A 23493-nucleotide genomic window follows, 5' to 3' on the forward strand; every position below is an offset into this window, starting at 1 on the left:
GTAGCCACACCAATCACACAACTCCTGACAACGACATGCATGCACGCAAGACCATCATCACCTGCGCGGTGACCGGCAACATCGTCACCCCCGAGCAGCACCCGGGCCTGCCCGTCACCCCGGCACAGATCGCCGATGCCGCACTGGAGGCTGCCGAAGCCGGCGCCGCCGCCGCCCATATCCATGTGCGCGACCCGGAAACCGGGCGCCCGTCGATGTCGCTCGACTATTACGCCGACGTCATGGACCGGATTCGCAAGCGCAACCGCTCGCTGATCATCAACCTCACCACCGGGCCTGGCGGGCGCTTTGTGCCGAGCGAGCACGAGCCGCGCGTGGCCGCGCCCGGGACGACGCTGCTGCACCCGTCGAAGCGGGTCGAGCACATTGCCGCGCTGCGGCCGGACGTATGCTCGCTCGATCTGAACACCATGAATTCCGGTGCCGACGTGGTTATCAATACGCCGGCCAACGTGCGCAAGATGGCGGGCATCATCCGTGCCGCGGGCGTGATGCCGGAGCTGGAGATCTTCGATTCGGGGGACCTCAACATGGCCGTCGATTTCATCCGCGAAGGGGTGCTGGACGGCCCCGGGCTCTGGACCTTCGTGCTGGGTGTCAAGTATGGCTTTGCGCCCACGCCGGAGACGATCTTCTACGCCCGCAACATGCTGCCCGCGGGCGCGCACTGGTCCGCCTTTGGCATCGGCCGCGCGGAGTTTCCTATCGTCGCGCAGGCGTGGCTTGCCGGCGGCCATGTGCGTGTCGGACTGGAAGACAACATCTACCTGGAGAAGGGCGTGCTCGCGCCCGACAACGCCGCGCTGGTCGCCAAGGCGCGCGGTATCGTCCGCTCGCTTGGCGGCGAGCTGGCCTCGCCGGCGGAGGCGCGCCGCACCCTGGGCCTGCGCGAGGCCTGAAGCAACTGCCGCAACAGATTTCAATCAAACCGTAGCCATCATGAACGTTATCCGAGTCAACCAGAAAGCCAACGATATCGAGACCCTGCAGCTGGAACTGCAAGGCATGCCGCGTCCGCAAGCAGCGGCTGACCAGTGCATCATCGAAGTCGCCAGTGCCGGGGTCAACCCCAGCGACGTCAAAGCCACGCTGGGCCTGATGCCGCATGCGGTCTGGCCGCGCACACCCGGCCGCGACTATGCCGGCCTGGTGGTCGACGGCCCGTCGCAACTGCTGGGGCTGCAGGTGTGGGGCAGCGGCGGCGAGCTGGGCATTCGCCGCGACGGCACGCATGGCAAGTACCTGCGCATCGACGCCGCCGCGGTGCGCGCCAAGCCGGAATCGGTATCGCTGCTGGAGGCCGGCGCGGTGGGCGTGCCGTTCATCACTGCCTATGAAGGCCTGCGCCGCGCGGGCATGCCGCAGGCCGGCAGCACCGTGCTGGTGTGCGGCGGCAACGGCAAGGTGGGACAGGCCACCATCCAGATCGCCACAGCGCTGGGCGCACGTGTCTTTGCCGTGGAACGCACGGCGCAGCCTTACCGCGGCCATGCGAGTGGCCAGGTCCGCATGATCGATGCCAGCCGCGAGCCGATTGTTGAGGTCGTGCTGGGCGAGACCGGCGGGCATGGCGCGGATATCGTCTACAACACTGTCGGCAGTCCGTACTTCGAGCAGGCCAACCGGAGCATGGCGATCGGCGCTACGCAGATCTTTATCTCTACGATCGAGAAGCCGGTGCCGTTCGATATTTTCGCCTTCTATCGCGGCCAGCACACCTATGTCGGCGTGGACACGCTGGCGCTCGACAGCAACGCCTGCGCCCGCATCCTGGACCAGCTCGCGCCGATGTTCGCAAGCGGCTTGCTGCGGCCGTTCCCGGTACTGCCCGACTACACCTATTCGCTGGCGCAGGCCAGCGACGCCTATCGTGCCGTGCTGCAGGGCGCGACGGAACGCGTGGTGCTCAAGCCATGAACATCACCCGCTTCGCTCAGGCGCCGGCTTACTTTCCGGCCAACCATGAGGGCATGCATTGCCTGCGCCTGCAGGGCCATGAAGCCGGACCCGCGGCGTCCCTGTGGCTTGGCGTCTCGGTGCTGCTGCCGGGAGGGCATACCGCGCTGGATGCCTCGGCGGTGGAAAAGCACTACGTCGTGCTGGAGGGCGAGGTCTGCATCCGCACGCCGGAACAAGCGGCATTGCTGGGACAGTTCGATTCGGTCCGGCTTGCGCCCGGAGAAGCGCGCCAGGTATCGAATCCGGGGAATCGCCCGGCAATGCTGCTGCTGGCGATGCCGTTCCCGACAGGCTGATTTTTTGATGCTGGTCTGCAAACGATTGCAGAAACAAGTGTCCGGCTTGCCGGGCGCAGCGATCACGACAGCCAGGACATCCACGACAACCACCACAAGGAAGGGAGACACAATGACAATCGCCCCCATGCGCAGACGCGCCTGGCTGCTGGCAGCCAGCGCCGCGGCCGGCTGGGCCGGGCAGGCTGGCGCTCAGTCCAGCGTGACCCTGTATGGTCGCCTTAACACGGCACTGGAATATGCCCGCGCCAGCACGGCCACCGATGGCACGCATCTCGGCGGCACCGGCCGGCTGACCAACAACCGCTCTGTCTTCGGCATGCGCGGAGAAGAGGGCCTGGGCGGCAGCCTGAAGGCCATCTGGCAGATCGAAAGCAATCTGTCGCTGGATAACGGCCAGGGCCAGATCGCTGGCCGCAATTCGCGCATCGGCCTGCAGGGCAAGGCCGGCACCTTGTTCATGGGCCACTGGCAGACGCCCTATACCGAGGCGACCGCGGGCTATGACCCGTATTACCCCACCACCGCCGGATATATGGCGCTGATGGGCAACGGGTCGGCGTCGAGCACGGACAACGTGCAGGACACCAGCGCCTTCGACCGTCGCCAGAAGAACATCATCGTCTACAAGACGCCCTCGCTGGCAGGGTTCAGCGGTGCCGCGGCCTGGGGCGTCAACGAGGAAAAGCTCAGCGTGCCGCGCAATCCGGGGCTGTATTCCTTCTCCGCGGCGTATGACAACGGTCCGCTGAACGTGGTGCTGGCGTACGAACTCCACCAGCACTACCAGACCGCTGGGCGCAATGACGATGCGATCAAGGCGGGCGTGTCCTACAAGTTTCCCAGCACGACCGTGGCGCTGGTCTATGAACGGCTGCACTACCGCACCGCATCCGGCGATCTGACGCGTAACGGCTACTACGCGTCGCTAGTGCAGAAACTGGGGCCGGGCAGCATGCGGGTGGGCGTGGCGCTGGCCGCTAATGGTGCGGGCAATGCCACGGAGACGGTGGGCTTTTTCCGCAGCGGCGCGGAGACGGGGGCCACGCAGGTGACGGTGGGCTACGACTATCCGCTGTCCAGGCGCACCGCGCTGTACGCCTACTACAGCCGCATTCACAACAAGCGCAATGCGACCTACGACTTTGCCATCAATGAACTGGGCGTCAGCGCCGGCGCCGACCCGCAGACCATTGCCCTGGGCATGCGCCATTTCTTCTGAGGCGTGCCGCGTCGACCCCATCCGGTAGTGAGGAGACAGACCATGATTCGATTCATCCGAGGCGCCGTGGTGGCGCTGACCTCGTCATTGATGCTTGCCGCCGCGCCCGCCGCGGTGGCCCAGGCACCGTACCCCGGCAAGCCGATCCGCCTGGTGGTGCCGTTTTCCGCGGGCAGTGCCACCGACATCCTGGCGCGCATCATCGGCACCAAGATGGGGGAAGGCGGTACCTACCAGGTGATCGTCGACAATCGCCCCGGCGCCGGCGGCACACTCGGCGCGACCGGGGTCGCCAAGGCGGCGCCGGATGGCTACACGCTGATCCTGGTGTCGGTGGGCCATGCGATCAACGCCACGCTGTATCCCAGACTGGCTTACGACACGGTCAAGGATTTTGCGCCGGTGTCGCTGGTGGCGACGGTGCCCAATGTGCTGGTGGTCAACGCCGGCAGCAAGTACAAATCGGTGCGCGACCTGGTGACGGCTGCCAGGGCGGCGCCAGGGACGCTGAATTTCGACTCGGCTGGCTCCGGCAGCTCCACGCATCTCAGCGGCGAGATGTTCAGGATGCAGGCGGGCATCGATATCGTCCATATCCCGTACAAGGGCACGGGGGAGGCGCTGACCGACGTCATGGCCGGCCGCGGCGACATGATGTTCGCCCCAACGGTGTCGGCCATGCCGTTCGTGCGGCAGGGCAAGCTGCGCGCGCTGGCGGTCACGACGGCCAGACGCAGCAGTTCTCTGCCCGATATTCCGACCGTGGCGGAATCCGGCCTGCCGGGCTATGCCTTCGACTCGTGGTTCGGCATCCTGGCGCCGGCTGGCACGCCGAAGGAGATCATCGATACCCTCAACGCGGAAATCGGCAAGGCGCTGGCCGCGCCCGACGTGCGCGAACGGCTGGCCGCGCAGGGGGCAGAGCCGAAGCGCTCGTCGCCGCAGGAATTCGCGTCGTATATCCAGGCAGAGATCGGCAAGCTTGCGCCGGTCATCCGCCAATCCGGGGCGATTGCGGGGCAGTAGCGCCGGGGGACAGGGCGCCGGGGAAGGAATTGCGCGCTGGCTTAAAATGGCGTACTCCCATCCTTTCCGGCCCTCACCCTCCATGCCCGAGAGCAAGCGCCTCACCCTCAAAGACCTGGCTGCCGAGATCGACGTGCATTACTCGACCGTGTCGCGGGTGATGAATCCGGCGACGCGGCATCTCGTGGCAGAGGACGTGGCGGCGCGCGTGCTGGCCGTTGCCGAGGCGCGCGGCTTTTCTCCCAACCGCATCGCCGCCGGCTTGCGCACCCAGCGCTCCGGGTTGGTCGGCGTGGTGCTGCCCGATATTGCCAACCCCGTGTTTCCGCCGATCCTGGCCGGGATCGAGGTGGTGCTGGCGCAGCAGGGCTATGTGCCGATCGTGGTCAATGCGGGAAGCGACAAGCGCAGGCAGCGGTTTGTGATCGACCAGCTGCTCGGGCGGCAGGTCGAAGGGCTGGTGCTGGCCACCGCGGAACGGGAGGATCCGCTGCTGGAGTATTGCCAGGCACGGCACGTCCCCGTGGTGACGGTCAACCGCGGCGAAGGCTCGGGCAGCGTGTCCTCCGTCGAAAGCGACAGCATGCGGGCCATGCAGCTGACCGTCGATCACCTGGTGGAGCTGGGTCATCGCCGCATCGGGCATATCGCCGGGCCGGCATCGCTGTCGACTGGCCACCTGCGCCGCGAGGGCTTTATCCAGGCCGTCAGGCGCCATCGCCTGCGTCGCGCGGACTGGCACGTGGTCGAGGCATCCAGCTACTCCCGCAATGCGGGCCGGGTCGCGTGCGAGCAGCTGCTCAAGGTGTTTCCTGCGCTGACCGCGATTGCGGCGGCCAATGACCTGGTCGCGATGGGCTGCTATGACCACCTGCGCGAGCACGGCCTGCGTTGCCCCGACGACATCTCGGTCATCGGCCACAACGACATGCCGTTCGTCGATGCACTGACACCACCGCTGACGACCATCCGGATCGCCGTGCACGAGATGGGCGAGGAGGCGGCGCGCCTGCTGCTCAGGAAGATCAGCAAGCCGGCCTCGGATCCGGTCACCGTGCAGTTGCAGCCACACCTCATTGTGCGAGGATCTACGGCGGCGCCGCGCAAGGGGTGAAACGCCGCCCGGGCGGAGCCCGGGCACCCGCTCGGCGATTCCCCAATGGAGTCAAGCGGCAATCCGCGGCGAAGTCCGTCCGCAAGCGGCTGGGCCCCGGCCGCCGCGCCATCGCGCGGCAACCCCGCCGGTCCGGGGCAATCGATACGAATTCGTGTCCAACCTGATAGACTGTATGGATGTACAGTGGTCGGGACGTGTCCCGCCCTTCCCTTAACGTCCTGATCCGAAAGAGAAACCGTGTCGAGCAAGCAGCTAATCCGCATTCGCGGCGCCCGCCAGCACAACCTCAAGGATGTCGATCTCGACCTGCGTCCCGGCGAGATGACCGTGGTGACGGGGCCGTCCGGCTCCGGCAAGTCCAGCCTGGTGTTCGACACGCTCTATGCCGAAGGCCAGCGCCGCTACGTCGAGACCTTCAGCGCCTACGCGCGCCAGTTCCTGGACCGGATGGACCGGCCCCAGGTCGAGCGCGTCGATGGCGTGCCGCCGGCGATTGCCATCGACCAGACCAACCCGGTGCGCAGCTCGCGTTCGACGGTCGGCACGATGACCGAGCTGAACGACCACCTGAAGCTGCTGTACGCGCGCGCGGCGGAGCTGTTCGACAAGCAGACGGCGCAGCCGGTGCGGCATGACTCGCCGGAAACCATCTACGCCGAACTGGTCGCGCGCACGGCCGCCGGCCAGCCGCACCACGACGCGCGGCTGGTGGTGACCTTTCCGGTGGAACTGCCGGAATCGGCCACCGACGAGGAAGTCCAGCAGTGGCTGTCGGTCAGCGGCTATACGCGCGTGCAGGCGCAGCGCGTGGTGCAGTCGCCCACCGGCGCGCGCAAGCTGCTCGACGTGGTCGCGGACCGCTTCCGCCTTGGCAATGCCGAGAAAGTGCGCGTGGTCGAGGCGATCGAGGCCTCGCTCAAGCGGGGAGGCGGCCGCGTCAACATCTACGTGCTGACCGAAGGCGACGACGGCCTGGTGTGGCGCTATTCCACCGGCCTGCACAGCCCGGACAGCGACCTGCGCTATGCCGACCCGCAGCCCGCGCTGTTTTCCTTCAACTCGGCCTACGGCGCCTGCGAAACCTGCCGCGGCTTCGGCCGCGTGATCGGCGTCGACCTGGGCCTGGTGATTCCCGATGCGCGCAAGACGCTGCGCGGCGGCGCGATCAAGCCGATGCAGACGCCGGCCTGGAAGGAATGCCAGGACGACCTGATGCGCTATGCCGGCAAGGCCGGCATCCCGCGCGACACGCCCTGGTCGGAGCTGACCGAAGCCGAGCGCGATTGGGTCATCCACGGCTCGCCGGACTGGAACGGGCAGTGGAACAAGCAGTGGTACGGCGTGATGCGGTTCTTCAACTACCTCGAGTCGAAGGCCTACAAGATGCATATCCGCGTGCTGCTGTCGAAGTACCGCAGCTACACGCCGTGCGAAACCTGCGGCGGCGCGCGCCTGAAGACCGAGTCGCTGCTGTGGCGCCTGGGCTCCCGGGACAATGCCGACGCCGTGCTGGCGCCGCAGCGCCGCTTCCTGCCGCGCGGCGTCGACTGGGACCGCACCCAGCTGGAGGCGCTGCCGGGCCTGACCGTGCATGACCTGATGCTGCTGCCGATCGAGCGGATCCGCCGCTTCTTCGACGCGCTGTCGCTGCCCAGCGCGATGCTGGACGATGCGCTCAAGCTGCTGCTGGCCGAGGTGCGTACGCGCCTGAAGTACCTGTGCGACGTGGGCCTGGGCTACCTGACGCTGGACCGCCAGAGCCGCACGCTGTCCGGCGGCGAGGTGCAGCGCATCAACCTGACCACGGCGCTGGGCACGTCGCTGGTCAACACGCTGTTCGTGCTGGACGAGCCCAGCATCGGCCTGCACCCGCGCGACCTGAACCGCATCGTCGAGGCCATGCACCGGCTGCGCGACGCGGGCAATACGCTGGTGGTGGTGGAACATGATCCGTCGGTGATGCTGGCCGCCGACCGCCTGATCGACATGGGCCCTGGCCCCGGCGAGCGCGGCGGCAATATCATCTTCGACGGCACGCCGGCGGCGATCCGCCAGGCCGGCACGCTGACCGGCGAATACCTGGGCGGGCGCCGGCGCGTGGCCGATGCCTCGCACTGGCAGCGCCGGCCGGTCGACGAGACGCAGCCGCGCATCGTGCTGGCGGGCGCGACCGAGCACAACCTGCAGGACGTCACGGTGGAGATCCCGTTGCAGCGGCTGGTGTGCGTCACCGGTGTGTCCGGCTCGGGCAAGTCGACGCTGCTGCAGGATGTGCTGTATCCCGCCATGGCGCGGCACTTCGGCAAGGCCACCGAGTCGCCGGGGGCGTTCCGCGCGCTGACCGGGGCGGAGCTGGTCGACGACGTGGTCTTTGTCGACCAGTCGCCGATCGGCAAGACCGCGCGCTCCAACCCGGCCAGCTATGTCGGCGCCTTCGACGAGATCCGCAAGCTCTTTGCCAAGGCCCCGCTGGCGCTGCAGCGCAGCTATACCGCCGGCACCTTCAGCTTCAACTCCGGCGACGGGCGCTGCCCGACCTGTGGCGGCTCGGGCTTCGAGCACGTCGAGATGCAGTTCCTCAGCGATGTCTACCTGCGCTGCCCGGACTGCGACGGCACCCGCTACCGTCCGGAAGTGCTGGAGGTGAAGATCGAGCGCGCCGCACCCGGCCAGCCGCCACGCCTGCTCAGCATCGCCGACGTACTGGAACTCACGGTCAGCGAAGCCGCGGCCTGCTTTGCCGGCGATGCGGCGGTACTGCGCGTGCTGCAGCCCATCGTCGATGTCGGGCTCGAATACATGAAGCTGGGCCAGCCGGTGCCGACGCTGTCGGGCGGCGAGGCGCAGCGCCTCAAGCTGGCCGGCTTCCTCGCCGAAGCCGCGCAGGCGACGCCGTCGCGGACCCGGCCCAGCACCATGCCGCGCCGGCTGTTCATGTTCGACGAGCCCACCACGGGCCTGCATTTCGACGATATCGCCAAGCTGATGCGGGCCTTCGGCAAGCTGCTCGATGGCGGCCATTCGCTGATTGTGATCGAGCACAACCTGGACGTGATCCGCGCCGCCGACTGGCTGATCGACCTCGGTCCCGAGGGCGGCGACGCGGGCGGGCGCGTGGTCTGCACCGGCACGCCAGAGGACGTAAAGGGTTGCCCCGAGTCACATACCGGCCAGGCGCTGATCCATTATGACGCGGCGCTCGGGGAAGCCGGCACGCTGGCAGCCGAACGCGCCGAGAGCGAAGGCGTGCCGCTGCAGGCCGCGCTGCAGGCGCGGCGCGCGCGCCGCGAGGTGGAGGGCGAGGACGTGGTGCGCATCGTCAATGCGCACGAGCACAACCTGAAGGCGCTCAACGTCGACATCCCGCACGGCAAGTTCAACGTGGTCACCGGTGTGTCGGGTTCCGGCAAGTCGACGCTGGCGTTCGACATCCTGTTCCACGAGGGCCAGCGCCGCTACCTGGAATCGCTCAATGCGTACGCGCGTTCGATCGTGCAGCCCGCGGGCCGGCCCGAAGTCGATGCGGTCTACGGCATCCCGCCGACGGTGGCGATCGAGCAGCGGCTGTCGCGCGGCGGCCGCAAGAGCACGGTGGCGACCACCTCCGAGGTCTGGCACTTCCTGCGCCTGCTGTACGTCAAGCTGGGCATCCAGCACTGCGTGCATGACGGCGCGCCGGTGACGTCGCAGAGTCCCGAGTCGATCGCCGCACAGCTGCTGCGCGACCATCGCGGCCAGCACGTGGGGCTGCTGGCGCCGCTGGTGGTCAACCGCAAGGGGGTCTACACGGACCTGGCCAAGTGGGCCAAGGCGCGCGGCAATACGCACCTGCGCGTCGACGGAGAGTTCCTGCCGGTGGACCCGTGGCCGCGGCTGGACCGCTTCCGCGAGCACACCATCGAGCTGCCCGTCGGCGACCTGGTGGTGTCGGCCGAGCACGAGGCCGAGTTGCGCGCGCTGCTGGCGCAGACGCTGGAAGCCGGCAAGGGCGTGATGCACCTGCTGGCGCCGCTGGACGGCCTGGACCATGCCATGCACAACGGCGGCACCGCGCACGTGGGCGAGGTCAAGGTATTCTCGACCAAGCGGGCCTGCCCGCAATGCGGCACCAGCTATCCGGAACTGGACCCGCGCATGTTCTCGTACAACAGCAAGCACGGCTGGTGCGGCACCTGCGTCGGCACCGGGCTGGCGCTGACGCGCGAGCAGCGCGCGGCTTTCGACGACACCGTGCTGGCCGACGACAACCGCGGCCGCGAGCAGAGCCTGCCGTCGGAAGAGCAGGAGCCCGAAGGCGTGGTCGACACGCCGTGCCCGGACTGCCACGGCACCCGCCTGAACCCGGTGGCGCGCGCGGTGACGTTCGATGAAAACGCGATCGTCGACGTGGCGCAGTGGACCGTATCGGAGACCCGCCGCTGGGTCGATGGCCTGCGCCTGGCCGGGCGCGATGCCGAGATCGCGCGCGACGTGGTCAGCGAGATCGGCAGCCGCCTGCAGTTCCTGGAAGAAGTGGGGCTGGGCTACCTCAGCCTGGACCGTGCCGCGCCCAGCCTGTCCGGCGGCGAGGCGCAGCGCATCCGTCTGGCGGCACAGCTCGGCAGCAACCTGCAGGGCGTCTGCTACGTGCTGGACGAGCCCACCATCGGCCTGCATCCGCGCGACAACCAGATCCTGCTGGATGCGCTGCGCAAGCTGGGCGACAAGGGCAACACGCTGGTGGTGGTGGAGCATGACGAAGACACCATCCGCCGCGCCGACCACATCATCGACATCGGCCCGGGGGCCGGCAAGCGCGGCGGCACGCTGGTGGCGCAGGGCGGCGTGGCCGAACTGGCTGCGGCGACGGCTTCCACCACCGGCCAGTTCCTGGCCAATCCGATCGTCCATCCGCTGCAGGCGCGGCGCACGGTCAGGCCCGGCGCCGCGGGCAAGCCGGCGGATCCGCCGGAATGGCTGACGGTGCACGGCGCGTCGCTGCACAACCTGCGCAATGTGACCGCGCGCCTGCCACTGTCGCGGCTGGTGGCGATCACGGGGGTGTCCGGCTCGGGCAAGTCGACGCTGGCGCGCGATGTGCTGATGACCAACCTGCTCGACGCGGTGGGCCGCTCGGTGCTGTCGTCGCCGGCGACCCGGCGTGCGCGCAATGCGGCGAAGGGTGACAACGGCGCGGGCAAGGCCACTGCCAGGAAGCCGCTCAACGTCCAGCACAACTGGCATGGCTGCGAAGCGATCACCGGCTGGGAATCGATCGACCGCGTGCTGGAAGTGGACCAGACCCCGATTGGCAAGACCCCGCGCTCCTGCCCGGCGACCTATATCGGCGTGTGGGACACCATCCGCCGGCTGTTCGCCGATACGCTGGAAGCACGCGCGCGCGGCTACACCGCGTCGCGCTTCTCGTTCAACACCGGCGACGGGCGCTGCCCGGCGTGCGAAGGGCAGGGCGTGCGCACCATCGGCATGAGCTTCCTGCCGGACGTGAAGGTGCCGTGCGATGTCTGCCACGGGCAGCGCTTCAACCCCGAGACCCTGGCGGTGACCTGGCGTGGCAAGAATATCGGCGAAGTGCTGACCATGGAGATCGACGAGGCGGTGGAGTTCTTCTCGGCGATGTCGAACATTGCCCATCCGCTGCAGCTGATGAAGGACGTGGGCCTGGGCTACCTGACGCTGGGCCAGCCGTCGCCGACGCTGTCGGGCGGCGAGGCGCAGCGCATCAAGCTGGTCACCGAACTGAGCAAGGTGCGGGACGACATCACGCGGCGGGGCCAGAAGGCGCCGCATACGCTGTACGTGCTGGACGAACCCACCGTGGGCCTGCACATGGCCGACGTGGCGCGCCTGATCCGCGTGCTGCACCGGCTCACCGACGGCGGCCACAGCGTGGTGGTGATCGAGCATGACCTCGACGTGATTGCCGAGGCCGACTGGATCATCGATCTCGGCCCGGAGGGCGGCGCGGGCGGCGGCACCATCGTCGGCGCGGCCGATCCCGAAGCGCTGGCGCGCAACCGCGCCAGCCATACGGGTGCGGCGCTGGTACCGGTGCTGGCGCGGGGCAACGCCGACGCGGGCAAGGTAAGTACCGCCTGAGGCCGGCGTGCGGCGGCGCGAAAGGCGTACGGGCACGCCTTTCGCTTGCCCATGGTTACTGGCGCGCACATCGCGCCCCAATGGAGGTAACCATGAAGCATATCCGCACCAGCCGACTCCTCGCTGCCATCGCCGTGGCCGCGGTCGCCATCCCCGCCATGGCGCAGACGCCGGGTACGCCGCGCGGCTCCTACGACCCGTATTCGCAGGGCGCGCGCAGCACCGACAAATTCGATCCTTATTCCCAGGGCGCCAACGCGCCAACGCGTACTGACCTGGCCCCGACGGCACCGGCCACCGCGCCCGAGGCACAGCCGTCGACCATGCCGGCGCAGCCTGGCATGCCTGGCACCACCATGCAGCGCACGCCGGACCCGTATATGGAAGGCGCCCGCTGGGAAAGCCCTGACCTGGGCCGCCGCACCGGCAAGCCCAACCAGTTCCTCGACGGGGCCTGAGCATCTCCAACCGCTCATCGAGACCGGCCATGCGAATGCAACCGGACTTACCGTCCCTTGTAAATCCTGCCCACGCGCGTGAGCCCGACGATACCCGTGTCGTGGCCGAGGCCTCGGCGGCGCTGCACTGCCCGCCGACGCGCGCGGCGGGCCTGGCCCAGATGACAGTAGTCAGCTACAACATCCACCGCGCCGTCGGCACCGATCGCCGCTACCGCCCGGACCGGATCGCCGCGGTGCTGGAGGAACTCGATGCCGATATCGTGGCGCTGCAGGAGGTGGAATCGGGCAGCAGCAACGACCATACGCTGGAATATCTTGCCGGACATACCGGCATGCATGTGGTGTCGGGCTTTACGCGGGTGCGCGGCAGCGCCGACTACGGCAATGCGCTGCTGACGCGCTTCGCACCCGAGGCCGTGAACCAGATCGACCTGACCGTCAAGGGCTGCGAGCCGCGCGGCGCCATCGACGCGACCGTGGCGTGCACGGCTTCCGGCTGCGCCAATCCGCTGCGCGTGATCGCCACGCACCTGGGCCTGCGCCCGGGCGAGCGCCGCCACCAGGTGCAGCAGTTGCTCAACTACGTCGCCACCGCGCCGCCGTTGCCGACCATCCTGCTGGGCGACGTCAACGAATGGTTCTTGTGGGGCCGGCCGCTGCGCTGGCTGCACGCCTATTTCGAACACACGCCGCACACGGCGACCTTTCCGTCGCGGCTGCCATTGTTTGCGCTCGACCGCATCTGGGTGTCGCCGCGCGCGCACCTGGTGTCGGTGGCAAGCCACCGCTCGCCGCTGGCGCGCGTGGCCTCGGACCACCTGCCGCTGGTGGCCTGTTTCGAGGTGCCGGAAGGCGGGTGGAATGAGCGGCGTACCACTGCGCACGCGAAGGAGGATTTCAATGAAACACCGTGACGATGAATACCTGCGCAGGCGCCCCGATCACCAGTACGGCAGCAGCGACCAGGGTTATAGCGGCATCCCCGCGCAGGCGCACAACCGCAGGCAGCGCAACCTGACCGCGGGCCGCTATGGCAATACCGCCGAACGCCTGCCGCGCGATGACACCCGTCCGTTCGAAGGCACGGAGGAAGGCTGGTACGGCCGGGAGGTCGAATCCTCGCGCTGGGGGCCCGCAACCGAGCCCTGGGACGAAGTCCGCTATGAAGACGAATGGTCGCGCCGCCGCGTGCCGTATGGCGCAGAGCGGTGGGAGGGCCGGCGCGACTGGTATGGCGGGCCGGCCGGCGCCCCGTACGGCAGCGGGGGCGGCTACGGCGCTGACGACTGGGACGTGCCGGCGTACCGGGGCTACCGCCGCGGCGGCCCGAAGAACTACCGCCGTGGCGACGACCGTATCCACGATGAAGTCTGCGACCGGCTCGCGCATGCGCAGGAGCTCGATGTCAGCGAAGTCACGGTGCGGGTGCAGGACGGCCTGGTGACGCTGGAAGGGCACGTCGGCGACCGCCGCAGCAAATACGACATCGAAGAAATCACCGAACGCGTGTTCGGCGTGCAGGACGTGATCAACCACATCCGGGTGCGGCCCTACGGCATCCTGGCGTCCGAATGAACAGGGCGGCTCCGTAGCCTCCGGAGCCGCCCGGCTTGTGGTTTTGCGAAGCCGCGCTGCGGCCGCCGGGTTAATCCACCCGGGGCGGACGCGGCGGATTCTCTTCCCGGTCGTCGGTGCGGTCGGCCTTGTCGACCGGCACGTCGCTTGGCAGTGCCTCGGCGGCGCGCACCACTTCATCGGCGATCTCTTCCTCGGGGGTTTCCTCTTCCTCGGGGCTGTGCGCGTCCTCGTCACGCTGCGCGAGTTCGTCCTCGATATCGTTGGTTTCCTGGTCGAGGTCCGGGTCCAGCGTGCTGGGGATGTTGCCTGCCTCGGCGCGCGCCGCACCGGTGGCCGTGTTCTGGCGCGAACGGCCGCGGCCCGAGGCGGCTTGCGCGCCTTCGCGCCGGCCCGCTGACGGGCTGCCCACGCGGTCGGTGCGGGTGCCGGCATGCCGGGTGGGGCCGGTACGTACGGTCTTGCTCATCATGCCTCCTGTTCGGATGGGTGCAAGGCGGGTCGCCGAGGTTCAGTAGTTCTCGACCGGCGGCTCGCTTTCCTCGGGCTTGCCGCCGGGGCGCTTGACCGAGGGCGGCTCGCCGTTCTCGTCGGGGATGTCGTGCTCGCGCTCGACATCGTGGCGCCGGTCGCGTCCCGGCTTGCCGCGTTCGTGCTCGGTGTCGGGGCCGCCCTTGTGCGGGTCGCGGGGCTCGCTGCGGCGACGGGTGGTGTCGTGGTCGGGCTGGCGATGGGTGCTCATCACGTCTCCATCATGTTGGCATGGCGCTGCCGGTCAGGCGACAGCTCGTCAATCGGTGCCGGCGCGCAGTTCATCCGAAACCGCGCTGACGCCGCGTACGGAACGGGCCAGTTCCATGGCCATCGTACGCTGTTTGTCGTCGCGCACGGTGCCTTCGAGCTTGACCACGCCGTCGGTGGTCGACACCCGGATCTTGCTCGGATCGAGCGTACGCGCGTTGGCCAGGCGCGCCTGCACCTCGGCAGTGATGGTACGGTCGCTGGTGGCGGCCGTGTCGCGCGGCGCCGCGGTGCGGCCGGTGGAAGACGGCGCGGCGGGCGCGTCGGTCGGTGCCGCGATGCCCGGCCCGGAGGCCGCCATGGCCAGCACGGCCAGCGGCAACGCCAGCGCGGCGATGCGGAAGCGGTAGCGTGCTGTCATAGGGCCCTCCTGTACATGCTGGCGGGCCTGCGGTTCAGCCCGCACCTGCAATTTGCCTGCAAGCTCCGTTCCCGCCTGGCCACTGGCGCAGGCACTGCCACCAGCCGGCCGATGCTGCGCCACGGCGCGGGCTGTGCGCCATGCGGCAGAGCCGCCGGCGCGGCGTGGTGCCGCATGCGCCGTAGTTTTTACCGGCGCTGCAGAAACTGCATGGCGCGCGGGGCTGAGCCGGCGCAGGGCGCCGGCGGCGCTGCGCGGGGCTGTGGCGCGGCGGCTGGCGTGCCGCTTGCGTTCCGTCCTGTGCTGGCGTGCGGTCCTGTCTATAGTGAAGGAGATGCTGGCAACAACTGGCGTGCGGCAGGTGCCGGCGAGCACCCGTAACGCCGGCCTTCGCGCCGCGGCCCAGCTTGCGGCCGTGTGCTGCCGGGCTCGACAGCGCGGGGGAGCGTATAGCCGTTGCGAGGAAGCTATGAACCTAGCCAGCATTCTGTCCGCCGTGGTCCTGGCGTCGTCGGTATCGGTGTCGTCGGCACCGGTCGAGCGCCAGCTGCTTGCGATCACGCCTTCGGACTTCGCCCAGCGCTTCAACACCGTCGCACAGGACACCGGTTCCGGCCTGGCCCTGCCCAGCTTCAAGGTCAAGCCGGGATGGCACCGCGCCGCGCCCAGTGCGGGGGTGTCGGTGCTGGTGCGCGCCAGCCGCGCCGGCTATGCCATTGATGAAGTGGTGGTGGTGTGCCGCGAGGTCGAACGCTGCTTCCTGACCATCTGCACCGCCGCCCTTGCCATCGACGACAGCGTCAATCCGATGCTGCTGCAGCGCTTTATCGTGGCGCGCATTGCCACCGAACTCGGCGAGGTCGGCCTGGTGATGTCGGGGCTCGCGTACATCGTGGTCACGCCCAAGGAAGACGACTACGTGGCCGTGGTGATCCGGCCCTACCTGCCGCAGGAACGCAGCGCCTCGCCGACCCAGGCCTCGCGCGGGCCGTTCGCGCCGGTCGTATGGCCGGTCGTATGGCAGCCGGCGGCGCCGCCGCACTCGTGAGCCTGGCGCGTCAGGGCTCGCGCAGCAGCAGCGCGACCGGCAGGCCGCCCAGCACTTCGCGCAGCCGCAGGCGGCCCATGGGTGCGTCGATGACATGGCCGGTCAGGGCATCGGTCCAGCGGCTCGGTTGCGGCGCACCGACGTTGAGCGTGGTATCGCCCCAGGCCGATTGGGGAATGCGCGGCAGGGCGGGGTCGACGCGCGCGGCGGCAAGCCGGGTCACCACGGTGATGGCCTGGCGCCCGTCGGCGCTGCGCGCGAACGCCAGCACCTGCGGCACCAGCGTCCCCTGCGCGGCGAGCATGCTGTATTGGCCATCGGCGAACAGCGCCGCATGCGCGCGGCGCACCGCCAGCACCTGGCGCACCAGCTGCTGCTTGATGCGGCCGTCGCGCCAGTGCGCCAGCCAGTGCGCCCAGCCCGCGCTGCAGCTCAGGCGCGCCTGCAGCCGGGCGTAGTCAGGCGGGCGCCGGTTGTCGGGATCGACCAGGCTCAGGTCCCAGCCTTCGCAGCCCTGGTAGCGGTCGGGAATGCCGGGCGCGGTGAGCTGCACCAGCACCTGCGCCAGGCTGTTGAGCGCCCCGGCCGCGGCAATGCGCTGCGCGAACTGGCCGATCTGCGCCAGCACACTGCCGGCTCCGCCCGCGGCGAGGCCGCGCAGCCATGCCTCGCATGCGGCTTCGTAGTCGGTGTCGGGGCAGGTCCAGTTGCCATGGCGCTTGGCTTCGCGGATGGCCTTGCGCTGCCACGCACCCACGCGCTCCAGCAAGGGCTGCGCGGCGCCGGCATCGTCGGCAAGGCTCAGGTCTTCCATCGGCCAGGCGCCGACCAGGGTCTGGTACAGCATCAGCCGGTCGCCCGGGTCCGGCGTTTGCGGCAAGGTCGCCAGCAGCCCGGCCGACGCAGCCTCCCATGCCGCCACGGCATCGGCCCATGCGCGCGGCACCTCGCTCAGCACCGCCAGGCGCATGCGCGCGTCTTCGCCGCGCTTGTGGTCGTGGGTAGCCGTGGCGAGCATGGCATGGGGACAGGCCAGCCGCCGCGCCGCCATGCGGGCGTGGAACTGCGCCGGCGGCATCGCCAGCCGGGCCGGATCGCTGCCCACTTCGTTGCGCGACAGCAGCCGCCCGTAGCGGTAGAAGGCGGTGTCCTCGCCGGCCTTCGCTGCCAGTGCTGGCATCAGTTGCTGCAGCCGTCGGCGCAGTGCGCCGGTTTCGCTGTCGGCTGGCGCGGCGGTGCGCAGGCAGCCGCCGATAAAGGCCAGCGCCACCGCTTCGTCGGGCGCCAGGCCGGCGCGCGCGGCCAGCATGGCTTGTTCGAGCATGGCGTCATCGGCATGCGCCGCGGCCGCATCGCGTTCGGCCGGACGCGCGTCGAAGTAGCTGCGATACACCGGCACCGCGGCCATCAGCGCGGCCAGCGCGCGCCGCAGCGCCGCCCGGGTCAGGTCGCGCGTGCCGGGCTCCTGCTCGGCGCAGTCGCGCAGGCAGGCGGCGGCGCCTTCGAATTCCGTCACCAGGTGCCGCTCCAGCAGCTGGCGCCGCGCGGCCTCGACATGCTCGGGAAAGCCGCGCGCATCGCCGCTGACCGTCGCCCACAGCGCCTCCAGCGGTGCCTCGCCGTCGCCGTCATGCAGCACCGCGGCGACCTCGTCCATGAAGTCATAGCCGGTGGTGCCATGCACCTGCCAGTCCGGCGCCAGGCGCTCGCGCGGGCCCAGGATCTTCTCGACCACCATCCACGGACGCTCCAGCCGCAGCGTGGGCGGGCGCGCGGCGGCATGGCGGTCCAGTTCGGCGCGCAGCCGGCGGCAGTAACCGGCGGGATCGGCCAGGCCGTCGACGTGGTCGACGCGCACCCCGTCGATCCAGCCTTCGCGCAGCAGCCGCAGGACCAGCGCATGGACCGCATCGAACACCCGCTCGTCCTCCTCGCGCACGCCGACCAGGTCGCTGATCTCGAAGAAGCGGCGCCAGTTCTGCGCGGCGGCGGCGGTGCGCCACCAGGCCAGCCGGTAGTGCTGGCGTTCCAGCAAGGCATGCAGCCGGCCGCGGCCGTCGGCATGCGTGGCGTCGTACCAGGCCGGGCCGTCGCGCTCGGCCTCGGCATCGACGCTGCCCGGCGCCAGCGGCAGCGTGTGGTCGAAATAGCGCAGGTGGGCGGGCGCATCGTCGCTGGCCGGGACCCAGCGCAGCTCGCCGGCCACCACGGTGTCCCAGTACGACTGCCCCAGGATCGGCAGCAGCACCTTGCCGTGCAGCGCCGGGTCGCGCGGGGTCCAGTCGATGTCGAAGGTAGCCGCGCAAGGGCTGCCGCGGCCATGCGCCAGCACATCGCGCCACCAGCCGTTGTGGGTGGGGTCGGCTGCCATATGGTTGGGCACGATGTCGACGATCAGGCCGAGGCCGGCGTCGCGGGCGCGCGCGGCCAGCGCTTTCAGGCCGGGCTCGCCGCCCAGCTCGGCGCGCACCGCGGTGAAGTCGGTGACGTCATAGCCATGGGTGGAGCCGGGCCGCGCGCCGCAAATGGGCGACAGGTACAGGTGGCTGACGCCCAGCGCGGCGTAGTAGCCGACCACGGCTGCGGCATCGGCAAAGGTGAAGCCCCCGTGCAGCTGCAGCCGGGCGGTTGCGCGCGGCAGCGCTTGCGGCGCGCCGTCAGGCATCATCGCGCGCGTGCCGCGGCGGGCTCGCACACGGTGGCCACGCACGAGCGTTGCGGCAGCAGCCCGGCCGACAGGGCCGCGGCCGCACCGGCGCTGCTCTCATGCAGCGCGGTGCTGCGGTCGTGGCACGGCCGCGTGCACGGCACGGCTTGGTCGCCCAGGTTGAGCCACAGGCTCAGCTCCACGCCGTCCATCAGCCGCCAGCGCGCGCACAGCGCCGCCGGCCCCAGCACGTCGACGCCGGCGCTCTGGCAGCCGGCCAGCCGGTGCAGCAGTTCGCGCCGCCGTACGGCGAGCAGTTCGCGGTAGTACGGCGTCCAGTCGCCGTCATCGTCCAGGCGCGGGCGCGAGGCTTCGAACGTGGCGGGGTCATTGGGATCGGGAATGGCCGCCGCGCGGGCGTCGTCGCTGAACGCGGCGGTCGCGGCGAACTCGCGCCGGCGCCCGTCGCGCACGGCCCGGGCCAGCTCGGGCGGATGGCTGGTGAAATACAGGAACGGCTGCGCGCTGCCGGTTTCCTCGCCCATGAACACCAGCGGCACCTGCGGGCACAGCAGCTGCAAGGCGATTGCCGCGCGCAGCGCGTCGCGCCCGGCCAGTTGCGCCAGCCGTTCGCCGAGTGCGCGGTTGCCGGTCTGGTCGTGGTTTTGCAGGAAGCAGACAAAGGCCGTCGGCGGCAGGTGCGCGCTGGGCTGGCCGCGCCGCACCCCATCCGCCGCCGCGGGCAGCGCGGCCGAGCGGAACGCCGAGCGTTCGCCCTGGTAGGCAAAGCCTTCGCCCAGCACGCGCGCGAGGTGGCGCAGCGCCGGCACCCCGCGCCCGGCGGCGGCGCTGTCGCCATTGCCGCTGTCGCCCGGGTCCGGCGCCGTGCTGTAGTCGCGGTAGTAGCCATCGTCCTCGCCGGTCAGCAGCACGTGCAGCGCGTGGTGCGCGTCGTCGTTCCACTGCGCGTCGTAGCCCGCGGCCAGCAGCGCGGCATCGTTGTTGTCGTTCTCGAGCACGAGGTGGACATGGCGGCGGGGGCCATCGCCATCGGCCAGCGCGGCGCGCAGTTCGCCCGGCAGCGCCGCCAGCCAGCCTTCATCCTCGATGGCATGCACGGCGTCCAGGCGCAGGCCGTCGAAGCGGAACTGTTCTAGCCAGTAGCGCGCGTTCTCGGTAAAGAATCGCCGCACCTGCGGCCGGCGGAAATCGATGGCCGGTCCCCAGGGGGTCTGGCGGTCCGTACGGAAAAAGGCGCTGGCATAGCGGTGCAGGTAGTTGCCCTCGGGACCGAAGTGGTTGTAGACCACGTCCAGCAGCACCATCATACCTAGCTGGTGGGCGCGATCGACCAGTGCGCGCAGTTCGTCGGGCGTGCCGTAGCCGGACTCTGGCGCAAACGGCAGCACGCCGTCATAGCCCCAGTTGCGCGTGCCGGGAAACTCGGCGACCGGCATCAGCTCGACCGCGGTAAAGCCCAGCGCCGCCAGCCGCGGCAGTTGCCGCGCGGCGCCCGCGTAGCCGCCGCACAGGCCCACGTGCATTTCATAGACGATGGCTTCGGGCCAGGGGCGGCCGCGCCAGTCGGGGCAGGTCCACGCAAACGCGCCGGCGGCGTCCGGTGCCGGCACGATGCTGGGGCCGTGGACATCGTCGGCCTGCCAGCGCGAGGCGGGGTCCGGCACGGTGGTGCCGTCGTCGAGCCGGAACCAGTAGCGCGCGCCCGCGCAGCCCGGCACGATCGCCTCGAACCAGCCGTTGGGGCCGCAAGCCATCGGCACCGGGCCGAGCCCGGCGATCTCCACGCGCACCGCCTGGCCGTGCTCGGCGGCGTCGGGCGCCCACAGCCGGAAGCGTACCCGCCCGTCCGGCAGCCAGGCCGGCCCGAACAGGTAGTCCTGGGTGGGTTCGTCGTGGGCGCTGAAGGCGGAGGCCGAAGGCGCTGCAAAGCAGTCGAACGGCCCCAGCGGCGGCACCGCAGAGCGGGTGCCGGGGGCGAGCAGAAAGGGGTCGGCGTTCAAATTCGGCTCCTGCTTTCTGGGGGGAATAGGATCCTTGCGCAATGCGAACTCCATGCCAGCAGAACGGCGCATTCGCGGCGCCACCGGCAAGCCCGCAGCGCAGCGCGGCGCGGGCTTTGTTACCTGTGGCATTGTAGAAACTACGCTGCGCCTTGCGCCCATGCCATCAACGCAAGCAACCGTTGCGCGCCTCAGGCTGCGCGCGGCCCGTTCGTGCCGGCTTCCACCTGCCACGGCTCGCCGCTGGCGCGGTGCAGCAGCCGCACCGGCACCGGCGCGACATGCCAGATGCGCTCGCAGTATTCGCGGATGGCCCGGTCCGACGAAAAGCGCCCCGAGCGCGCGCACGACAGCACCGACATGCGCTGCCAGCGCGCGTGGTCGGCATAGGCGTCCGATACCTTCTGCTGGCAATCGATATAGGCGGCGAAGTCCGCCATCAGCAGGTAGGGGTCGTGGCCATGCTGCGGCTCGAACAGCGGGCGGAACAGGCCGGGCTCGCCGCGCGAGAAGAAGCCCTGCTGCACCAGGTCGATCACGGCGCGCAGCTGTGGGTTGCTGTGGTAATACGCCGCCGGATCGTAGCCGCTGTCGCGCAGCGCATAGACCTCGGGCGCGGTCAGGCCGAACGGGAAGAAGTTGTCATGGCCCACCGCTTCGCGCAGTTCGATATTGGCGCCGTCCATGGTGCCGATATTCAGCGCACCGTTCATCGCGAACTTCATGTTGCCGGTGCCGGAGGCCTCCTTGCCGGCCAGCGAGATCTGCTCGGCCAGGTCGGCCGCCGGATAGATGCGCTGGCCGTAGGTGACGTTGAAGTTGGGCAGGAACACCACCTTGAGCCGGTCGCGCACCTGCGGGTCGCGGTTGACCACGTCGGCCACCGAGGTGATGAAGCGGATCATCAGCTTGGCATAGGCGTATCCCGGCGCGGCCTTGCCGCCGAACAGGAAGGTGCGCGGCTGGACCTGCGCGCCGGGGTCGGACTTGATGCGGTGGTACAGCGCAATCACATGCAGCACCGCCAGGTGCTGGCGCTTGTATTCGTGGATGCGCTTGACCATCACGTCGAACATCGATGACGGGTCGACCACCACGCCGGTGGTGTCGCGCACCAGCTGCGCCAGGTCGGTCTTGTTGGCCCGCCGCGCATCCTGCCAGGCATCGCGGAAGCCGGCGTCGTCGGCATACGCCTCCAGCGCGCGCAGCTGCTCCAGGTCCGAGATCCAGCCATCGCCGATCGCATCCGATACCAGCCGCGTCAGCCGCGGGTTGGACAGCGCCAGCCAGCGCCGCGGCGTCACGCCGTTGGTGATGCTGGTGAACTTCTCGGGCCACATCTCGTAGAAGTCCTTCAGCACATCCTCGCGCATCAGGCGCGAGTGCAGCTCGGCCACGCCATTGACCGCATGGCTGCCCACGCACGCCAGGTTGGCCATGCGCACATGCCGCTGGCCATGCTCGTCGATCAGCGACAGCCGCGCCAGGCGCGATTCATCGCCGTAGAAGCGGATCCGTACCTCGTCCAGGAAGCGCGCGTTGATCTCCAGGATGATCTCGAGATGGCGCGGCAGCACCCGCCCGAACAGCGGCAGCGGCCATTGCTCCAGCGCCTCGGGCAGCAGCGTGTGGTTGGTATAGGCGAAGGCGTTCTGCGTGATTTGCCAGGCTTCGTTCCAGGCCAGGTCGTGCTCGTCGACCAGCAGCCGCATCAGTTCGGCGATGCCCACGGCCGGGTGGGTGTCATTGAGCTGCACCGCGAACTTCTCGTGGAAGCGCGTCACCGGGATGCCGTCGACCGCGAGCAGCCGCAGCATGTCCTGCAGCGAGCAGGCCACGAAGAAATACTGCTGCTCGAGCCGCAGCTCCTTGCCCTGCGTGGTTTCGTCGTTGGGGTAGAGCACCTTGGTCAGGTTCTCGGAGGTCACCTTCTTGCTGACGGCGCCAAGGTAGTCGCCGCGGTTGAAGGTGTGGAAGTCGAACGCCTCGGTCGCGTCGGCACGCCACAGTCGCAGCGTGTTCACGGTGTTGACGCGGTAGCCCAGGATCGGCGAATCGAACGGCACGCCGACCACGGTCTTGGCCGGCACCCAGCGCACCCGGTAGTGGCCGCGGTCGTCGGTGTAGTGCTCGGTGTGGCCGCCCAGGCGCACCTGCACCGCCCATTCGGAGCGCTGGATTTCCCACGGGTTGCCGTTGCGCAGCCAGGTATCGGTCTTCTCGACCTGCATGCCGTCCATGATGGTCTGCTGGAAGATGCCGTACTCGTAGCGGATGCCGTAGCCCAGCGCGGGGATCTCCAGCGTTGCCAGCGAATCCATGAAGCACGCCGCCAGCCGGCCCAGGCCGCCGTTGCCGAGGCCGGGCTCGACTTCCTGGTCCAGGATGCGGGCCAGGTCGAGTCCGGCCTCCTCCATGGCCTCGCAGACCTCCTCGAAGATGCCCAGGTTGATCAGGTTGTTGCCCAGGTGCGGGCCCATCAGGAATTCGGCGGAGAGGTAGGCCACCGTGCGCGACGGCTGGCCCAGGTAGGCTTCGGCGGTGCTGATCCAGCGCTGCACCAGGCGGTCGCGCACGGTATGCGCGGCGGCCTGGTAGAGGTCGTTCTGGCTGGCGTGCCCGGGCAGCTTGCCCTGGGTATGGAACAGGTGGTCGAGAAAGGCCTGGCGCAGGCTGGCGCCGGACAGGGCGGTGCGGGTGTCATCGGCATGCTCGGGCCGGATGGCTTCGTTCATGGCGGGGCTCCTGCGCATGGGAGTGGGTCAAGCTTAGCGGATCGCACGGCGGTTGCACGATCGATGCGGACGGCGGTTTCGGACACAGCACATTGGTGCGGGCG

General features: G+C 69.4%; 17 protein-coding genes. 11 read left to right on the plus strand and 6 right to left on the minus strand.

The annotated features are described in order from the left end of the window. Window positions 1–35: 35 nt before the first annotated feature. From GA0116996_RS21515 to GA0116996_RS21560, 10 genes are all read left to right on the plus strand, one after another. Window positions 36–920 (plus strand): beta-keto acid cleavage family enzyme, encoded by an 885-nt coding sequence (locus tag GA0116996_RS21515; protein ID WP_092315656.1) that lies wholly within the window; start codon window positions 36–38, stop codon window positions 918–920. 40 nt (window positions 921–960) lie between these two features. Continuing rightward, complete coding sequence (locus GA0116996_RS21520; protein WP_092315658.1) at window positions 961–1938, plus strand: quinone oxidoreductase family protein; 978 nt, start codon at window positions 961–963, stop codon at window positions 1936–1938. Next, the gene (locus GA0116996_RS21525; protein ID WP_092315660.1) at window positions 1935–2276 is read left to right on the plus strand and encodes a cupin domain-containing protein; all 342 of its coding nucleotides are present in this window, start codon (window positions 1935–1937) and stop codon (window positions 2274–2276) included. The genes GA0116996_RS21520 and GA0116996_RS21525 overlap by 4 nt, the downstream gene beginning before the upstream one ends. Window positions 2277–2403: 127 nt before the next feature. Next, window positions 2404–3498 carry a porin gene (locus GA0116996_RS21530; RefSeq protein ID WP_092315662.1) on the plus strand — a complete coding sequence of 365 codons (1095 nt, stop codon included), beginning with the start codon at window positions 2404–2406 and terminating at the stop codon, window positions 3496–3498. A 42-nt stretch (window positions 3499–3540) separates the two neighbouring features. Then, window positions 3541–4524, plus strand: a complete 984-nt coding sequence (locus tag GA0116996_RS21535; protein WP_092315664.1) for a tripartite tricarboxylate transporter substrate binding protein — start codon at window positions 3541–3543, stop codon at window positions 4522–4524. Between the two features lie 82 nt (window positions 4525–4606). Beyond that, window positions 4607–5638 carry a LacI family DNA-binding transcriptional regulator gene (locus tag GA0116996_RS21540; protein ID WP_244159942.1) on the plus strand — a complete coding sequence of 344 codons (1032 nt, stop codon included), beginning with the start codon at window positions 4607–4609 and terminating at the stop codon, window positions 5636–5638. 240 nt (window positions 5639–5878) lie between these two features. Further along, window positions 5879–11740, plus strand: a complete 5862-nt coding sequence (uvrA, locus tag GA0116996_RS21545) for an excinuclease ABC subunit UvrA (protein WP_092315668.1) — start codon at window positions 5879–5881, stop codon at window positions 11738–11740. Between the two features lie 92 nt (window positions 11741–11832). After that, the gene (locus GA0116996_RS21550) at window positions 11833–12198 is read left to right on the plus strand and encodes an endonuclease (RefSeq protein WP_092315670.1); all 366 of its coding nucleotides are present in this window, start codon (window positions 11833–11835) and stop codon (window positions 12196–12198) included. A 29-nt stretch (window positions 12199–12227) separates the two neighbouring features. Beyond that, the gene (locus GA0116996_RS21555; protein ID WP_092315671.1) at window positions 12228–13115 is read left to right on the plus strand and encodes an endonuclease/exonuclease/phosphatase family protein; all 888 of its coding nucleotides are present in this window, start codon (window positions 12228–12230) and stop codon (window positions 13113–13115) included. Continuing rightward, on the plus strand, window positions 13102–13776 hold the full coding sequence (locus GA0116996_RS21560; RefSeq protein WP_092315673.1) for a BON domain-containing protein: 675 nt from the start codon (window positions 13102–13104) through the stop codon (window positions 13774–13776). The genes GA0116996_RS21555 and GA0116996_RS21560 overlap by 14 nt, the downstream gene beginning before the upstream one ends. Window positions 13777–13846: 70 nt before the next feature. Here the strand turns inward: GA0116996_RS21560 and GA0116996_RS21565 are convergent, their stop codons facing one another. Genes GA0116996_RS21565 through GA0116996_RS21575 form a run of 3 tightly spaced genes read right to left on the minus strand, consistent with a single transcriptional unit; the run spans window position 13847 to window position 14938 of the window. Beyond that, complete coding sequence (locus GA0116996_RS21565; protein WP_092315675.1) at window positions 13847–14245, minus strand: hypothetical protein; 399 nt, start codon at window positions 14243–14245, stop codon at window positions 13847–13849. Window positions 14246–14287: 42 nt separating this feature from the next. Beyond that, a complete protein-coding gene (locus tag GA0116996_RS21570) occupies window positions 14288–14518 on the minus strand; it encodes a hypothetical protein (protein WP_092315677.1) in 231 nt (76 codons plus the stop codon). A 48-nt stretch (window positions 14519–14566) separates the two neighbouring features. Next, window positions 14567–14938 carry a BON domain-containing protein gene (locus GA0116996_RS21575; RefSeq protein ID WP_092315679.1) on the minus strand — a complete coding sequence of 124 codons (372 nt, stop codon included), beginning with the start codon at window positions 14936–14938 and terminating at the stop codon, window positions 14567–14569. 469 nt (window positions 14939–15407) lie between these two features. Here GA0116996_RS21575 and GA0116996_RS21580 point away from each other — a divergent pair, with 469 nt between their 5' ends. After that, window positions 15408–15986, plus strand: coding sequence for a malto-oligosyltrehalose synthase (locus GA0116996_RS21580; protein WP_092315681.1), 579 nt, complete (start codon window positions 15408–15410; stop codon window positions 15984–15986). Window positions 15987–15996: 10 nt separating this feature from the next. On the opposite strand, the gene treY is transcribed toward GA0116996_RS21580, so the two are convergent. The 3 genes from treY to GA0116996_RS21595 all read right to left on the minus strand — a co-directional run bounded on the left by treY (window position 15997) and on the right by GA0116996_RS21595 (window position 23389). Next, window positions 15997–18654 carry a malto-oligosyltrehalose synthase gene (gene treY, locus GA0116996_RS21585; protein ID WP_092315683.1) on the minus strand — a complete coding sequence of 886 codons (2658 nt, stop codon included), beginning with the start codon at window positions 18652–18654 and terminating at the stop codon, window positions 15997–15999. Then, entirely contained in the window at window positions 18651–20654 is a 2004-nt protein-coding gene (locus GA0116996_RS21590) for a malto-oligosyltrehalose trehalohydrolase (RefSeq protein ID WP_092315685.1), read from the minus strand. The genes treY and GA0116996_RS21590 overlap by 4 nt, the downstream gene beginning before the upstream one ends. 191 nt (window positions 20655–20845) lie before the next feature. Continuing rightward, entirely contained in the window at window positions 20846–23389 is a 2544-nt protein-coding gene (locus GA0116996_RS21595) for a glycogen/starch/alpha-glucan phosphorylase (RefSeq protein WP_092315687.1), read from the minus strand. Between the last annotated feature and the right edge of the window lie 104 nt (window positions 23390–23493).

It is taken from the genome of Cupriavidus alkaliphilus (assembly GCF_900094595.1).
Lineage (GTDB): Bacteria > Pseudomonadota > Gammaproteobacteria > Burkholderiales > Burkholderiaceae > Cupriavidus > Cupriavidus alkaliphilus.

Bases quoted from the DNA above. Each gene is read 5' to 3' on its own strand.
- GA0116996_RS21515 (WP_092315656.1), top strand. From the start codon at position 36: ATGCATGCACGCAAGACCATCATCACCTGCGCGGTGACCGGCAACATC.
- GA0116996_RS21520 (WP_092315658.1), top strand. From the start codon at position 961: ATGAACGTTATCCGAGTCAACCAGAAAGCCAACGATATCGAGACCCTG.
- GA0116996_RS21525 (WP_092315660.1), top strand. From the start codon at position 1,935: ATGAACATCACCCGCTTCGCTCAGGCGCCGGCTTACTTTCCGGCCAAC.
- GA0116996_RS21530 (WP_092315662.1), top strand. From the start codon at position 2,404: ATGCGCAGACGCGCCTGGCTGCTGGCAGCCAGCGCCGCGGCCGGCTGG.
- GA0116996_RS21535 (WP_092315664.1), top strand. From the start codon at position 3,541: ATGATTCGATTCATCCGAGGCGCCGTGGTGGCGCTGACCTCGTCATTG.
- GA0116996_RS21540 (WP_244159942.1), top strand. From the start codon at position 4,607: ATGCCCGAGAGCAAGCGCCTCACCCTCAAAGACCTGGCTGCCGAGATC.
- GA0116996_RS21550 (WP_092315670.1), top strand. From the start codon at position 11,833: ATGAAGCATATCCGCACCAGCCGACTCCTCGCTGCCATCGCCGTGGCC.
- GA0116996_RS21555 (WP_092315671.1), top strand. From the start codon at position 12,228: ATGCGAATGCAACCGGACTTACCGTCCCTTGTAAATCCTGCCCACGCG.
- GA0116996_RS21560 (WP_092315673.1), top strand. From the start codon at position 13,102: ATGAAACACCGTGACGATGAATACCTGCGCAGGCGCCCCGATCACCAG.
- GA0116996_RS21565 (WP_092315675.1), bottom strand. From the start codon at position 14,245: ATGAGCAAGACCGTACGTACCGGCCCCACCCGGCATGCCGGCACCCGC.
- GA0116996_RS21570 (WP_092315677.1), bottom strand. From the start codon at position 14,518: ATGAGCACCCATCGCCAGCCCGACCACGACACCACCCGTCGCCGCAGC.
- GA0116996_RS21575 (WP_092315679.1), bottom strand. From the start codon at position 14,938: ATGACAGCACGCTACCGCTTCCGCATCGCCGCGCTGGCGTTGCCGCTG.
- GA0116996_RS21580 (WP_092315681.1), top strand. From the start codon at position 15,408: ATGAACCTAGCCAGCATTCTGTCCGCCGTGGTCCTGGCGTCGTCGGTA.
- treY (WP_092315683.1), bottom strand. From the start codon at position 18,654: ATGATGCCTGACGGCGCGCCGCAAGCGCTGCCGCGCGCAACCGCCCGG.
- GA0116996_RS21595 (WP_092315687.1), bottom strand. From the start codon at position 23,389: ATGAACGAAGCCATCCGGCCCGAGCATGCCGATGACACCCGCACCGCC.